The 14,696-nt window shown below is 44.9% G+C and carries 10 protein-coding genes; all 10 read right to left on the reverse strand.

Features of this window, described 5'->3' with window-relative positions; translation table 11 throughout:
• Nucleotides 1-179: 179 nt before the first annotated feature.
• Nucleotides 180-605, reverse strand: a complete 426-nt coding sequence (locus NSQ55_RS20860; protein WP_036676132.1) for a stage V sporulation protein AB — start codon at nucleotides 603-605, stop codon at nucleotides 180-182.
• Between the two features lie 2 nt (nucleotides 606-607).
• On the reverse strand, nucleotides 608-1,264 hold the full coding sequence (locus NSQ55_RS20865) for a stage V sporulation protein AA (protein ID WP_036676129.1): 657 nt from the start codon (nucleotides 1,262-1,264) through the stop codon (nucleotides 608-610).
• 224 nt (nucleotides 1,265-1,488) lie between these two features.
• Nucleotides 1,489-2,535, reverse strand: coding sequence for an arabinogalactan endo-1,4-beta-galactosidase (locus NSQ55_RS20870; protein ID WP_339168905.1), 1,047 nt, complete (start codon nucleotides 2,533-2,535; stop codon nucleotides 1,489-1,491).
• Nucleotides 2,536-2,537: 2 nt separating this feature from the next.
• Nucleotides 2,538-3,416, reverse strand: coding sequence for a carbohydrate ABC transporter permease (locus NSQ55_RS20875; RefSeq protein ID WP_036676128.1), 879 nt, complete (start codon nucleotides 3,414-3,416; stop codon nucleotides 2,538-2,540).
• 27 nt (nucleotides 3,417-3,443) lie between these two features.
• The gene (locus tag NSQ55_RS20880; protein WP_036676126.1) at nucleotides 3,444-4,334 is read right to left on the reverse strand and encodes an ABC transporter permease subunit; all 891 of its coding nucleotides are present in this window, start codon (nucleotides 4,332-4,334) and stop codon (nucleotides 3,444-3,446) included.
• A gap of 234 nt (nucleotides 4,335-4,568) precedes the next feature.
• The gene (locus NSQ55_RS20885; protein WP_076127426.1) at nucleotides 4,569-6,287 is read right to left on the reverse strand and encodes an extracellular solute-binding protein; all 1,719 of its coding nucleotides are present in this window, start codon (nucleotides 6,285-6,287) and stop codon (nucleotides 4,569-4,571) included.
• A gap of 107 nt (nucleotides 6,288-6,394) precedes the next feature.
• On the reverse strand, nucleotides 6,395-8,035 hold the full coding sequence (locus NSQ55_RS20890) for a response regulator (protein ID WP_076127424.1): 1,641 nt from the start codon (nucleotides 8,033-8,035) through the stop codon (nucleotides 6,395-6,397).
• An 18-nt stretch (nucleotides 8,036-8,053) separates the two neighbouring features.
• Nucleotides 8,054-9,799 carry a histidine kinase gene (locus NSQ55_RS20895; protein WP_339168907.1) on the reverse strand — a complete coding sequence of 582 codons (1,746 nt, stop codon included), beginning with the start codon at nucleotides 9,797-9,799 and terminating at the stop codon, nucleotides 8,054-8,056.
• A gap of 142 nt (nucleotides 9,800-9,941) precedes the next feature.
• Entirely contained in the window at nucleotides 9,942-13,388 is a 3,447-nt protein-coding gene (locus tag NSQ55_RS20900; RefSeq protein ID WP_339168908.1) for a glycosyl hydrolase 53 family protein, read from the reverse strand.
• 244 nt (nucleotides 13,389-13,632) lie between these two features.
• A complete protein-coding gene (locus tag NSQ55_RS20905; RefSeq protein ID WP_076104422.1) occupies nucleotides 13,633-14,589 on the reverse strand; it encodes a DMT family transporter in 957 nt (318 codons plus the stop codon).
• Between the last annotated feature and the right edge of the window lie 107 nt (nucleotides 14,590-14,696).

The raw sequence follows: 14,696 nt of genomic DNA on the forward strand, positions 1-14,696 counted from the left end.
TCCGCTGAATCTTCACTTTCACCGATAGCTGAAGCGCCCTCAGGTTCTGTGTGATCTGCAACTAGATCCTCTGCAGTTGTCTTCATTGCTGCAGCAGCTGCAGCATTATCTTCCAGATGGTCATCTTCCGGTGCAGAATCACCGCTGTGAATAAACTTGCTCATTTCCTAACCCCCTGTTTACTGTCGGTATACAAACCAGTCGAACAAAGAACCCGCGACCTTCCCACTCACCATCGCCATTAACAGACCGAATAGATAATGTGTCATATTTAAGCGTTTAGCGAGTATCGGCAGCACATTTAATACCTCGGTCAATGCTGCAGCGAGCATCCCGACAAAAATTCCATCAAATAGTCCTACACCAAGTTCAACTAGAGGACCTGAGGTAATTTTCCAATTCCAAAAATCACTAACAGTACCTACTAAAGATCCACCTACCATCGCGCCTTCATACCAATGAACTTTATCGTAAGAAGAGGTTAATTGCGCCAGACGCGGCACCATATCCAGCACAACAAATAGAGCGATCACTCCACCGCCTACAGCAATACCACCCGCAATGCCCAGCAGCAAATTTAGTCCCAGTGCTATGGGTGCCGTCATCTTCAGTCCTCCGTATTCTCTGATTGGTTTTCACTGCGGCGCCTCATCTTGCTGTATTCCTCATTGATGACATATTGGTCGATGTTCTTCTGATACAGATACATTTCCACTTCCAGCGGAGTAGGCTCCTCATTCCACTTCTTTTTAAATAAATGGTTGAAAAAAATGACCATCCCAAACCCGATGCCCAGAGAATAAGCAATCTGAAATATATAGGGATGCTCATCCCGATGACCCGTTAGCATCTCCACAATTCGAATTTGTACCTCCAGCATATTTACATCAGCATGAAAGTTCATAATTGTCAGAGCAGACCCAAAGAAAAGCAGCAGCCACACTAAAACAAACATCGCCACCGAAGGTTTCCGTCTCTCTACCTGACTCTCAATCTGCACAATCGTCCTCCCTTCACCGATCGGTTCAATGTCCGCATTCGGTATAAGTTCATATATCCGGGGGATAACCATCAACAGATCAATTAAAATCAGATTGCCGTCACTTTGTTCCGGCTTCATTAAGAGAATTGTCTCCAACGACTCTTTCAGCTCAGGCTCCGCTATCAAAAAAGCAATATCACCCAACGTGACACCTTTACCCTTGGGAACCATCACCCGATTTTTAAGCTGTATATAGATGGTGGGAGCAGAATGTTGTTTCATCCGCATTCCTCCTAAAGGTTATGGTGAAGCTCAGGTCCAAGATAACGGTAGTATGGGAGTAAAGCCTTATTTTTACTCTTGCTGCTCTGAATCAATTTCTTGAAATACTGAAATATTGCTTGTTTATAGGTATCAGAAAAGGCCAATCCTTCTTCTGGAAATTAAAAAGAAGACAGCTCAAGGTATTAACCTTAAGCTGTCTTCTTGTTTCAATCCTAAATACGTCAGAATTCGAGCGAATCCAATTTTCCTCCCGCAAAATCAAACAGGGTCAGATTGGACCAACCATTCTCATGTCCCACGGACCATTCCTTTTGCGAAGGAACCCAGGCTGGCTCCCAATAATAAAACCCGATACCTTTACCGTTAGGTATATTCTCAATAACACTAATAAAATCTTTCATATACTTAGTCTGTCCCTCTACTGTAGCCGGATAACCTTCATGCAGCTGCTTTTCCTCACTTACTATTAAGGGGAAACCTTCAGGTGCATTCAGCGTCCAAGGATAAGCTGTTTCAACAACAATAATATCCTTATTGTACCGCACCGCCAATTCATTCAGGTTAGATCGCAAGTCATCCAGCGTGCCGTGCCACCAAGAATAAAAAGATAATCCGATCACATCAAAATTTACGCCATGCTCGAAAAACCGATCATAAAAGTTACGGCTGGCTGGATGATCAGCACCACGGTCAATATGGATCATGATGGACAAATCAGAAGCAACAGCTTTTGCGCCCGCTATTCCTGCTTGAACCAGTGTAATGAACTGTTCCCATTGCTCCGTAGTATCCCACTCTCCATCCACCTTGCCTTCATTCCATAACATGCCTGGAGTAATCTCATTACCGATCTGCACCATGTCGGGCATTGTGCCTTGAGATTGCAAAAGCTCAAGAACCTCACGAGTATACTCATACACAGCTGATGTTAAACCCGTAAAATCAAGGTTCTCCCAAGCTTTTGGCTTCGATTGATTAGCAGGATCTGCCCATTTATCCGAATAATGAAAATCCAGCAGAAAGTTAAGTCCTGCTTCTTTAATTCGCTTAGCCATATTCAGCGTACGTTCTAGATTGCAGAAGCCGCCCGGAGGATCATTCCAAATCCGCAGCCGGATGGCATTCACGCCATTGTCTTTCAGAATGTAGAGCAAATCCTCAGCGTTCTCAACGGACTCTTCAGCACCGCTGTAATACGCTCCTCCACCCTGCTCAATTTCATCCAGAAACGAGATATCCATTCCATTGATAAATGTGGTTGTCATCATTGCTACTCCTTTACAGAACCAAGTGTCATCCCTTTAACAAAATATTTTTGCAGGAAAGGATATACGATCAAAATTGGAGCGGCTCCGATAAATATTTGCGCGGCTCTCACCGTCGTCTGCGAGATCAGCTCCATTTCCTTTGGATTGATGCTCATGGAGCTCATATCCCGTTGAATGATAACCGTCTGCAGGAATGTCGCCAGTGGAAATTGCTTGGAATTATTCAAATACAATAGTCCATCGAACCAGGAGTTCCAATGGAATACCATGCTGAACAAGGCAATCGTAGCGATCGACGGCAGAGAAATCGGCAAGTAAATACTGAACAACGTACGGAAATGTCCGGCTCCGTCTATTAGCGAGGCCTCCTCCAGATCTTTTGGAATACCACGGAAGAAGTTCAGCATCAGAATCACCAAGAACGTATTTACCGCACCTGGCAGAACAAGTACCCAGAAGGAATCCATCAAACCAATCTTTTGAATCACAATGTAAAATGGAATCAATCCACCGTTGAACACCATACTGAAAACGAACAACCAAGAGTAAACATTACGGCCCTTGAAGGCTGAGTTTTCTTTGGATAACGGATAGGCTGCCAAAAAAGTAATTAAAAGTGTAAGTCCAGTCCCGAGTATGGTTCTTTGAACAGATACCCAGATGGAGTGTAGAAAGATCGGATTGTTTATTGTCTTTTTATAAGCTTCCAGAGAGAATTGCTTTGGCCATAACCCTACCAAATTGGCATCCGCTGCCGACTTCGCGCTAAAGGATACAGCCAGCACGTGAATCAAAGGTACAATACACATCAGTGCGAGCAGGATTAGAAAGCAAGTATTAAACACGTTGAATATACGATAACCTCTTGTTTTGTAATACATAAGTTGTCTCCCTCTTCCTTTGGTAGATTAGAAAATGCGATATCCTGCCCACTTCTTAGCCAAACTGTACGAGACGAGAATTAGGATCATACTAATGGCCGACTTAAACAGTCCGATTGCCGTACCAAAGCCCATCTCACCATTCAGAATAGCCGTGCGGTACACGAAGGTATCAATAATATCGCCTTTCTGATAGACCAGTGGATTGTAGAGGTTAAAAATCTGGTCAAACCCTGCGTTCAATACATTTCCGAGAGCCAAGGTACCTACCACCACAACCATTGGCAATAGAGATGGCATTGTGATAAAACGTGTCTGCTTCCAGCGGTTAGCGCCGTCTATTTCAGCAGCTTCATATAATGATGGATTGATTCCTGCTAGAGCAGCTAAGAAAACGATCGTATTATAACCAAATTCCTTCCACACATCTGTGAGAATAACTGTGAACCGGAACCAGTTGTTATCCCCTAAGAAAAAGATTGGTTTGAAGCCCATGCTGCCTAAGATCTGATTGACAAAACCATCTGTAGCAAGCAAATCCAGCAAGATCCCGCCGAGAATAACCCAAGATAAAAAGTGAGGCAAGTATACCAGTGTCTGAATAGTACGCTGTATGTATACCTTGCGAATCTCATTTAACAAAATGGCGAATACAAACGGTACAGCCAGATTGAAAATCATTTTTAGAACAGCAATAATCAATGTATTCCAAATGACCTGCATACTGTCATTACGTTCAAATAGATAACGGAAATTGTCCAATCCAACCCATGCCGAGCCTGAAATTTTCAGCCATGGCTTATAATCCTGAAATGCCATCACAATTCCGCCCATTGGAATAAAGCTGAAGATGATCAGGAATATCATCGCTGGCAATAACATCAAGTGAAAAGGCCATGTTTTTTTTAGTGTTCTCATCCTTGGTCCCCCATATCGTGTCAAGTTCTTCTGTAACCATACTCAAATTATAGCAACGCCCGAATTCCTCAAATAGCGGGCAAAACCAATATATATGGTACAAAAGCAATCTCTTTATCACATTGAAAAAAGAGGACTTCAAACGCAAACAGGGACCCTCCCTAAAGCCTAATGCTACGGCTGAAGAGACGGTCCCGTTTACTCCTTTTTACCTAGTCAAACTAAATCCAAACCTTATTTTACGCTGTCATACCATTCGTTAACTTCTTTAGTGATTTGATCGCCACCACCTGATTTCCAGGTTGCTACAAAGGAATCAAATGCATCCAGCGGTTTGTTGCCATAGATAATTTCATTAAACGTTTGGTTCTCAATTTTGTTCAGATAGTCCATCTTCGATTTCATAGTTTCGGTCGTAGGACCTGTGAACATATTCTTAAAGGATTTATCCTCTTGCGCCAGCAGAACTTTGGCAGCCGCAGGGGTATCTTTACCATAATTCACAGCTACGTCCTTCTCCAGACGGGTTGTTGGCTCTGCGCCATCTGCCAGGTTAAGGAGTGCTTTCATTTGGGCATCCGGGATCCGGGCACCGTCACGAACCAGCATATAACGAACACTATTCACATAACCGCCAGCAATTTTATCATTTTCGATCATCTTGCCGTTCGCGTCCAGCTCATAGTCATATCCTGCAAAAAGACCGTTATCCAGTTCACTGCCTGGCGTTGGATTAGCAAAGTTATCGAACAGATAGTTTTGATAAGTAAAGAAGGCTTCTGGATTTTTCATTTTCGTGCTGATCAAAGTTACACCGTTAGTGAATTGTGTGCCATGACGCATAACCTTTCCATCTGGACCCGCTGGAATTTCAATTGGAGCCCATACTGCATCTGGAGAGTTCTTCACGGTATCCTGAAGCGGCCAGCCGCTCATCCAGTAAGGACCCGGGAGAATCCCTGCTGTACCTGCAACTGCTGGTTCGGCAGTTTTGTTCTCATCCCAAAGAGCTGCTTCCTGAGGAATATAACCTTTCGCCAACCATTCCTTCAGTTTTTCAAGCCCTTGCTTCATGCCAGCATTTACTGAGCCGTATTCTAGTTTACCATCAGCATCTAGATTCCATTGCTGTGGCAAGGTTCCGTAAGCACCAAAGATCCAAGATGGATCGCCCATCCAAGTGTTCATTGTTGTTTTGAAGCCGATACTAAGTGGAGTTACCTTGTCTGGTGCCAAACCATCAGGGTTCTGATTCTTGAACGCATCCATCACTTTTTCCAGCTCATCGATCGTCTTAGGGGCTTGCATATTCAGCTTATCCAGCCAATCTTGGCGGATCCACAGAATGTAATCATGGTTATATGCATAATCGAGAACAGGCAGGCCCATTCTTTTGCCATCACGGCTGTATTGGTTCCAAACGTTAGGATCCTGTGCCATCGCTTCTTTCCAAGTATCTGAAGCATATTTATCAAACAAAGTTCCTACATCTGCATACATGCCGGAATCGATCAAATCCTGTGCAATCGTGTTGTCGGCTGTACCGATGGTTACGACATCAGGCATGTCCTGACCTGAAGACATGGATAAACGCAGCTTCGTACCAAATGCGCCGTTCGTATCTGTGATGGACCAAAGGGACTTAATGTTGATGCCGAATTTTTCTTTAGCCCATTTTGTAGCCACGTTATTCTCAATGCTTTCACCGTTTTTGAATTTAAGCTCAGGGTCCACGCCCCATGCGGTTGTAAATGTCACCTCAGGATCGTATTTATCCTTGTAGGCGTTTTCAGAATTGGAAGCTGTATTTGCAGTCGCTTCACCAGCTGCTTTATCTCCAGCAGTGTCTTTACTATTAGCAGCGTTATTGCCTGAACAGCCCGCAAGGCTACCCGCCAAAAGCATGCTCATGCACAGGAGCGGCAGCCATCTTTTTCTCTTCATCGCGCTCATTTTGTTCCCCCTTGGATTCCATAAGTGTTGGTTACATTTTAATTATAGGGAACGACGCTGAGCCCGAATACGTCATTTAAACAAGGTTTCTGCACCTTTCTCAACCTCTATCCGTCCCGGAATTCATTTGGTGTCATATTGTAGTGTTTTTTGAACATCTTACTGAAATATTGCGGATTCTGATATCCAAGCTCAGAGGTGATTTCATAGATTTTTTTATTCGTATTTTTAAGCAGATATAATGCCCGTTCCATCCGCATCCGAATAATATAGTCCCCAAGTCCTTCCCCAGTCTCAGCTTTATAAATCTTGGACAAGTAGACTGGATGCAAATATACATGATCGGCAATGGTTTTGACGGACAGCTCATGCCCCGAATGGTTTCCTACCAGCTCATGCACCTGCTTGATAATATAACTTTTCGTATTCTGATCGCTTTCGGATAGCTCCTTCTGAAGCTTATCGAGCATATCAAACGCCCAATCTTTAAGCTTATCAAAAGAAACAATAATACTCTGCGTCAACAACGGATCTAAAGCGTATTGGTCGATCTTGGAGATGAACTGACCACTCTTATGCGCTATATACATAAATGCATTCGTTATCGATAGAAAGACCTCGTACAGATGTTCACTGGAAAACCGTGCATTCTCCATATCCCGGAACACGTCAGCAATTTTTTGCCTTGCTGTATCCCATTGTTTGGATTCCAGCAGATGAATGAGTGTAGGTGGACGATAAAGACATTCGAGCGATTTGATGCTGATCGTCTCCTGATGCTGGCGGTCATCCAAAAACAGCACGGAGCTGGATTCATCATGTGCTGCCAAATACATCGAGCTAAGGCCGCTTCGATAGGCAGCCGTCATCCCCTCTGGAAAGGTGAACCACTCCGTTACAATCAGTGAAATCTCACCCTTGAGGTAATTGCTTACACTAATTCGGAAATTCGCGATCACCGCTTTTAGGATTTGCTGCCTTGCAGCTTCATAGTTAGCCATTTGCTCCAATTCCTGCTGTACAGCTGGCTTTAATTCAACAAGCAGAATCAAGCAATCATGCGGCGCTTTGCAGAACCAGACATGGAACTGTTCCTTAAAAAGCTCCTCGGCAATGTTGCCGATCGCATATTCCATGAGAGAGACCGAATGGTGATCCATTGCGGCATAATGTTTACCCAGCTGAATCAGCAGCATCGCCGCTTCAGCATCCGGCTGGAAGGAGATTTCATATTCCTTCAGCTTAATGGCTAGTGTCCGCTCAGACAGCACCCTGCCGAGAAGCAATTCGTGCATCAGATTAGCCCGCAAAACACTGTAATCGGCTTTGCGATTATACAGCAGCAAATGATATCTATCATGAGCTTCCCATTCGTCTTTCAAAGATTCAATCGCACTGGATACGCTTTTGATAAACTCATCATCACTTACCGGCTTCAAAATATAATCAAATGCCTGCAGTTGAATAGCTTTTTTCGCATATTGAAAATCGGAATAACCTGTCAATAAAATGGACCGAATATTTGGCCATTTCTCGCTCACGGCTTCAATTAATTGCAGGCCAGTCATTCCTGGCATTGAAATATCCGTAACCATAATATCTATAGCCTGCTGTTCCATAATTTGCAGAGCTTCAGCACCCGATGCCGCTTGATGCACCTGCTTTACCCCGATTTCAGCCCATGGAATAGTACGAGCTAAACTTTCCGTAACATAGGGCTCATCATCAACTAACAACAGCTCTATCATTCTTTCCCCTCCTAGATGTCATTCCATTTCATTGTCTGTGTAGGGCAGCAACCACTGCAGTGTCACCTGTAATCCTCCAAGCGGAGAAGGCGAGATGCGCAAGCCAGACGTCTCCCCAAAACGCAGCCGCATTCTCTGATGCACATTCCATAAACCGCAGCCCATTTCTTCATCCATCGCCCTGCTTAGTTTATTTTCCAGTTCTATAATTCCCTCTGGCGTCATGCCCTGACCATCATCCTCAACCGTAAGCGTCATTTCTCTGCCTGCACAGGAACCCGTAATCCGCACCAGTCCCTCTTTGGCGACGGGCTCAATTCCATGTATAACCGCATTCTCCACCAAAGGCTGCAGTACGAGCGGCGGAAGCTCTCTTTTGCGCATTTGCGGTGGGATATTGATCTCATAACGAAGTCTGCTCATCCTCATCTTCTGGATCTCCAGATAATGATTCACAAATTCCACCTCTTCAGACAGCGCAACCAAATCACGTTCCTGACGAGTGGTGTATCTGTAATATCGGGACAAATTATGCGACATCCCAACGACTGCCCCCATATTATCGAGCTTCGCCATACTTGTAATAAAGGAGAAGCAATTATAGAAAAAATGTGGATTAATCTGTGATTGAAGCTGCTTTAAGCGGGCTTCGCGAACATGGATTTTCTCCATCAGCACATTCTCGATCAGCATCTGAATCTGTTCTACCATACTGTTAAACCGGCCGGACAGGAAGCTGAATTCATTCTTCCCTTTAATCTCCACTCGCGCAGAATAATCCCCTTGCTTCAACCGTTGAAAGCCTCCAACCAATAACCTTATAGGCACCTGCACTTGAACATATAACAGATAGGCTACGAGACAGCTCATTAACAACAAAGCACTGATCGCAAAATAAAATAAACGATTAGAGGTCAGGATTGGATGTAGGATTTCAGTCAGCGGCATATAGTCGATCAAATACCAGCCCATTTTGTCCGAATAGACGATATTTACACTGTAGGATTCACCTTCTATTTTGACCGTGCGATTCTCACTAGGCTTCAGCTGGGTCTCTTCCAGCCTGTCTACCAATTCTTTTGCTAATACCTTGTCGGCACTGCGGTTAAAAATAAGTCCTGTTCCCTGCTTATAATAAAAAGGATCTCTTCTGCCATCACTTTTGAATTTATCCAGCATATCTTCTATGTTCCGGCTGTCGAACTCTACCTTCATAACCGTTTTGACTTTTTCCGGAGCGAATTCTGACATAAAAGGTGTAAAAGAAAACCATGAGAATACGAAGCGGTCACCCTCCTGCCCTTCGATTTTCTCCACATGCCAGCCCGACTTCACTTCCCGCTTCAGATCCTCATCTTCGTATAACTTCGCATCATTTTCAGACACCATACGATGAATGGACGGGGAGTATAAATATAGCTTACTCTTCCAATTGGAGGAGCTTTCTTGAATACTGATTTTGGTCTGAATCCGTTTGATCAGGTTTATCGTATCCAGATTCAAACGCCCTTTTTCCAGATAAGTATCCTTAAGGCTGAGGATATCAGGATCATGGATCAGCAGAATCGGCCACGAGGACAATAACTCCATATTACTTTCTACCTGATTCTGAAAAAAACTAAGCTGATTATTATTCGAAGTATTTAACTCCGTACGCAGCACATCCGTGGTCGTTTTATTGGAATAGAAGTAAAGGATGGTTATCGGGATCAGCATAATGACCATGATACTCACGATTTTGGTAAATAAATTATATCTATACACGTTCCTTCACTCTCCGGCTCAAATGTCATAGCCCCTATTGTACAAACAATCCCTACTTGCGAAAAGATAAATATCTAAAGAATGTGGTAAAGACAGGCCCTAACTGCCTTTTCGAGCACAGTTATTGCCTGTCTGCCTATTATTACTGCAAAAGATTGAGTATGATGTAAGCCGCTTCAGCGCGTGTTGTATGGGCTTGCGGGCGGAAATTGCCATCTTCGAATCCATTGATAATCCCAGCCTGCGCAAGCGCTGTTATCCCTTCACTGGCATACAACGAGATCAGGTCTTTATCTTTAAAAGAAATAACGTTCACATCCGTCTGACCGTTCACTTTCTCCGCCAACTTAAGCGCACGGTATGAAATAGCTGCCATTTCTTCACGGGACAATTTATCATTCGGGCCAAAAGTGCCATCCGTATGTCCTTGTACAACACCCAATTTCCCAGCAGTATTCACAGCAGAGCTATACCACGCATCAAGGTTCACATCTTTAAAACTACCTGTCCCTCTTTCTGCATTTAACTCCAGCGCGGACAGCAGCATGCTGACAAATTCAGCGCGTGTAACCTCCCCTTGCGGATTAAAGATCCCGTTTCCTATTCCTTGCACGATCCCTTTAGCCGTCAAGGATTCAATCGCTAACGTGGCCCAATCTGCTGCTTTTAAATCTGTGTACCCCACCTCTGCGTACCCCGCAGCATAAATGCTGAAATGACTTGGGTTAAACACAATCTGTTCCGCGGTTGGGTTGTACCGCACAGCTTTGATAACTTCGTGTTTTCCATCAGCAAGTATCGAATAAACAGCAATCCGCTGGCTCTGCTCCCCGAGCTTCAGCTTGTAGTGGAAGGCTACCGATATTGCTCCTTTTTTGAAAACATCGATAGAAGTCCCGTCTACTGACACATGGATGTTATAGGCCGGGTAGTCTTTTGCTCCAGTTGCCAATGGTGAAGGCAAGGTTGGCGTAGCTACCTGAACCAGTGAGAGCGTTAGTTCCTTAGCTCCCGTCTTTATAATTCCTGCACTAGCTTCCGTAGAAACCGTAACAGAGGCCGTCCCATATACAATTACTATTTGAGGATGTTTGCCCTGCTCTAGTATAGAACTCAACGGAAGATGAACGACTGCTCCCTTAAGCTCTCCCGTCGATGGCAGAACAGAAATAACCAGTTTTCCATCCGCCGGAAGCGTCGACAGCGCCTTATTGATATCCTCTATACTTAGCGTGATCTCAGCTATGCCGGAAATTCCTGCTTGTGCCTTCACCTGAAGTTGTCCTGCCGCTGTATGTTCGACCACTGCTTTATTTGCTGAATTTACAACGCTTGAATCTCTGACGGTGATGATAGGATCAGGATTAACCCCTGTTCCGGGTTCCTCACCAGTGCCGGGATTTCCTCCCGTTCCGGGTTCCTCGCCAGTGCCGGGATTTCCTCCCGTTCCGGGTTCCTCACCAGTGCCAGGATTCCCTCCCGTTCCGGGTTCCTCACCAGTGCCGGGATTCCCTCCCGTTCCGGGTTCCTCTTCGCCCCCCTCACCGGCCACCGGGGTTTTGAAGACATTTAATGAAGAGAGTGCATTCCCTGCAAAATCGAACATTGCCTGATTCTCCCAAGCATTTCCTTCGCCTACCTTCCAGCCTACACCTTGCACTGGAATCCAAGCTGGTTCCCAATAGAACAAGCCTGTTCCTTTACCATCGGGTACTTTGGACAATACATTCATTACTGTTTTGACCTCAGCCATTTGACCTGCAACCGTAGCTGGGAAGCCACTGCCGTCTAGCTGATCTTGGCGGGCGATGTTATTCTCAAAATTGTCGCCGTCCTCCAGCGTGTAAGGATACGCGGTTTCCGTCACAATCACTTCTTTACCATATCGTTTAGAGATATCGTCCAAGTTAAACTGCAGGCTATCCATCGTTCCGCTCCAATACGGATAAAAGGACGCGCCGATCACATCATAATCAAGATTCCGCTGCGTTAATTCGTCAAAGAACCAACGAAACATATCATTTTTGCCACCTTCAGCAAGATGGATCATAATTTTGATATCCTGACCTGCACCCTCGCTGTCTCTAACTCCCTTCACTCCGCTCTCCAGAAGCGGAACAACCTTCTCAAAAGCATTCTCTTGATCATAGGATTTGCCATCTGGCCATAACAAGCCCCCATTAATCTCATTTCCGATTTGAACCATATCGGGTGAAGCTCCCTTTTCCTTTAGCTCATCCATAACATCTTTGGTATAGTCATATACCGCTTGCTTCAATTCATCATAGGAGTAATCCGCCCATGCTCCTGGCTTGTTTTGCTTTCCGGGATCAGCCCAGAAATCAGAGTAGTGGAAATCAAGCAACAGCTTAAACCCTTTGGCTTTGACACGCTGCGCCATTTCCACAACATGCTCACGGTCATTATAGCCGCCAGCTTCCTGAGGATCATTCCATAAACGCAGCCGAATGTAATTTACACCCCGGCTTTTAAGAATATCCAGCAAATCCTTTTCTACTCCATTGTCGTAATACTTTCCACCGGCATCCTCAATCGCTTCCAGTGTGGAAATGTCCGCACCTTTTATGAACCCGGATTGCAGCACAAGCGGAGTAACCTGAATATCAGCTGTGGGTTGTAGGTCTGTCCCTGCAACTTTCCCCATTACGCTGTAAGTTCCTTCAACCGCGTACTCCGCTTCAGTAAGGTCATCCCAGGTTACAGGCAGCTGTTTGCTTGACCCATCTTCGTATATAGCCGTTACCGCTGATGGCAATAAAGCAGGCACATCCGTAATTGTGCTGACATTTATACTCTCAAATCCAACAATAGGCGTGCTGCTGTCACCTACTACTGTTACCTTCGCCACTGCCTTCTGCACAGTACCTGAGATAGAACCGCTTACTGTAAAGGTTCCGGGACGGGAATACTCTGCTGGCGGGATCACATCCCAAGCAACCTGAGCATCCTCCGTGTCAGAATTGCTATATACCACAGTTACAACACTTGGAAGCTCAGGGGCTTGCCCAATTTCCGTGTCCAACCGTACTGGCAGTACAGTTTGTATTTCACCCTGTGCCGGCTCATGCGGCGCGCTGTCTGCGGGAACACCCCAGACCTTCAGATCATTAATGGCTGCCCATTTTCCGCCGTTGATGCCGGTCAGGTTGACCCTTACATATGAAACATTCCGCAGCTTAAAAGCATTGTACTGAGTTTGCTCTACACTGCTGCTCTTACTTTTGTCCACAACTGTTGTCCATACCTTATGATCACGTGATACTTCAATCGTATATTGATTAATGTAACTCCATGCATTCCAGATGACGGTTGCGCCTGACAAGTCATATGCACCTTGCAAATCTACTTCCAGCCAATGAGGAAAGCTCCCGTCATTCGCCGTCCAATGTGTGTTCCATTCATCGGAATCTACTGCGTTACCCGCTTCATACCCTGCAAGCTCACTATCGGATATAGCAGGCTTTCCTAGGGCAATATTCTCATCTCCTGCCGCTTGAGCAGACTGCCCAAACGTAAAAGGGGAAATAAGAAAGGTCAGAATCATAAATAATACAAATGATTTCTTCAATGTCTGCTTCCTCCTAAATAATTTAATCATGGATTATGTACTCAGCAGCACAGTCATTTTGTGCGCTCCCTAATTGTAAACGCTTTATTAACTCTGCTATATGTTACGTTAGAAACATTTCAGCAGTTTTTGCAGTCGATTTGATCTAAGCAAGGAGTAAAATCACATACAAAAAAAGATGATCCGAAAGCCATACGGCTTCGAATCATCTTTATATAGGTAGAACCATTCCACTTCAATCTGCTCAGAGCGTTTGTGGTTTGGACTGTTGATTAGATAAAAAGAATAAAGCGACCCAGATCAAGGCAAATCCGAGAATCTGCGGGATAGTGACCAGCTGTTGGAACACAATCCAGTTGATGATTACTCCCGTCATAGGAAAGCTGAGTTCAGCCAATGTGGCGAAGGAAGCTTTGGTCGTGCTAAGTCCTTTGTAATACAACAACATACTAAGAAGTCCTGGCAGCAAAGCTTGCAGCAATAAATTAACCGCAATAGCTGCCGATGCACCAAACCCGCCATGAATCTGCCACGGGGCACCTTCTAGCGTAGTGATAACGAAAAGTAAAGGAAGCGCAAGGATAAACCGCAGCGAAGTCACTGTCTCATATTTCATAGAACCGAGCAGATAACGTCCCATGACTGTCGATCCCCCCCACAGTGCAGCTGCTCCCAAGGCCATCAGACTGCTAACCCCAATAAAGTTATTCACATGTCCGAAAGGGATACTCCAGCCAAAGGTCAGCAGATAGGTTCCTACCAGCGCCAACACAATGAGTGGTCCGAAATTTTTTGGCAAACGTTCTTTAAGAATTAAAGCAGCGAGACCGATAGCGAATATTGGCTGAAGCTTTTGCAGTAACAGCACTGCATTCAAATCCCCACTGGAAAGTGCCATCGTAAATAGGATCGTCGCCCCGGCAGAGCCTCCCCATGAAACAATCAATAAAGCACCAATCTGGCGAAATCCAATTCCTTTAAGCTCCGCCCGGTGACGCCAAAGAACAGGTGAAGCAGCCAAGAAAAGCACCACATGCTCCAGAAGAACAATTTGCGATGAGGTTAAGGATTTTAACAGGATGATACGAAAGAGCGGATCAACGCCCCATAATGCTGCACCAATCACAACGAGCCAAAATCCACTGCGTAGCGCTGATGTACTGCCAACCTTAGTTGATGATGAAGCTGTAACATTACTCATAATTTCCTTCTCCTTGTCGATACAAACCCTCGATAAGAGACCAAAAACCCCCGAATTACCAAATAGGTAAACTCGGGGGCATTATCAATAAAGACGTACAAGGATAG

The organism is Paenibacillus sp. FSL H7-0943, assembly GCF_037963265.1.
Lineage (GTDB): Bacteria > Bacillota > Bacilli > Paenibacillales > Paenibacillaceae > Paenibacillus_AQ > Paenibacillus_AQ odorifer.

Coding starts and splice junctions, on each gene's coding strand:
- NSQ55_RS20865 (WP_036676129.1), bottom strand. CDS start 1,264: ATGAAACAACATTCTGCTCCCACCATCTATATACAGCTTAAAAATCGG.
- NSQ55_RS20905 (WP_076104422.1), bottom strand. CDS start 14,589: ATGAGTAATGTTACAGCTTCATCATCAACTAAGGTTGGCAGTACATCA.
- NSQ55_RS20875 (WP_036676128.1), bottom strand. CDS start 3,416: ATGTATTACAAAACAAGAGGTTATCGTATATTCAACGTGTTTAATACT.
- NSQ55_RS20860 (WP_036676132.1), bottom strand. CDS start 605: ATGACGGCACCCATAGCACTGGGACTAAATTTGCTGCTGGGCATTGCG.
- NSQ55_RS20870 (WP_339168905.1), bottom strand. CDS start 2,535: ATGATGACAACCACATTTATCAATGGAATGGATATCTCGTTTCTGGAT.
- NSQ55_RS20880 (WP_036676126.1), bottom strand. CDS start 4,334: ATGAGAACACTAAAAAAAACATGGCCTTTTCACTTGATGTTATTGCCA.
- NSQ55_RS20885 (WP_076127426.1), bottom strand. CDS start 6,287: ATGAGCGCGATGAAGAGAAAAAGATGGCTGCCGCTCCTGTGCATGAGC.
- NSQ55_RS20890 (WP_076127424.1), bottom strand. CDS start 8,035: ATGATAGAGCTGTTGTTAGTTGATGATGAGCCCTATGTTACGGAAAGT.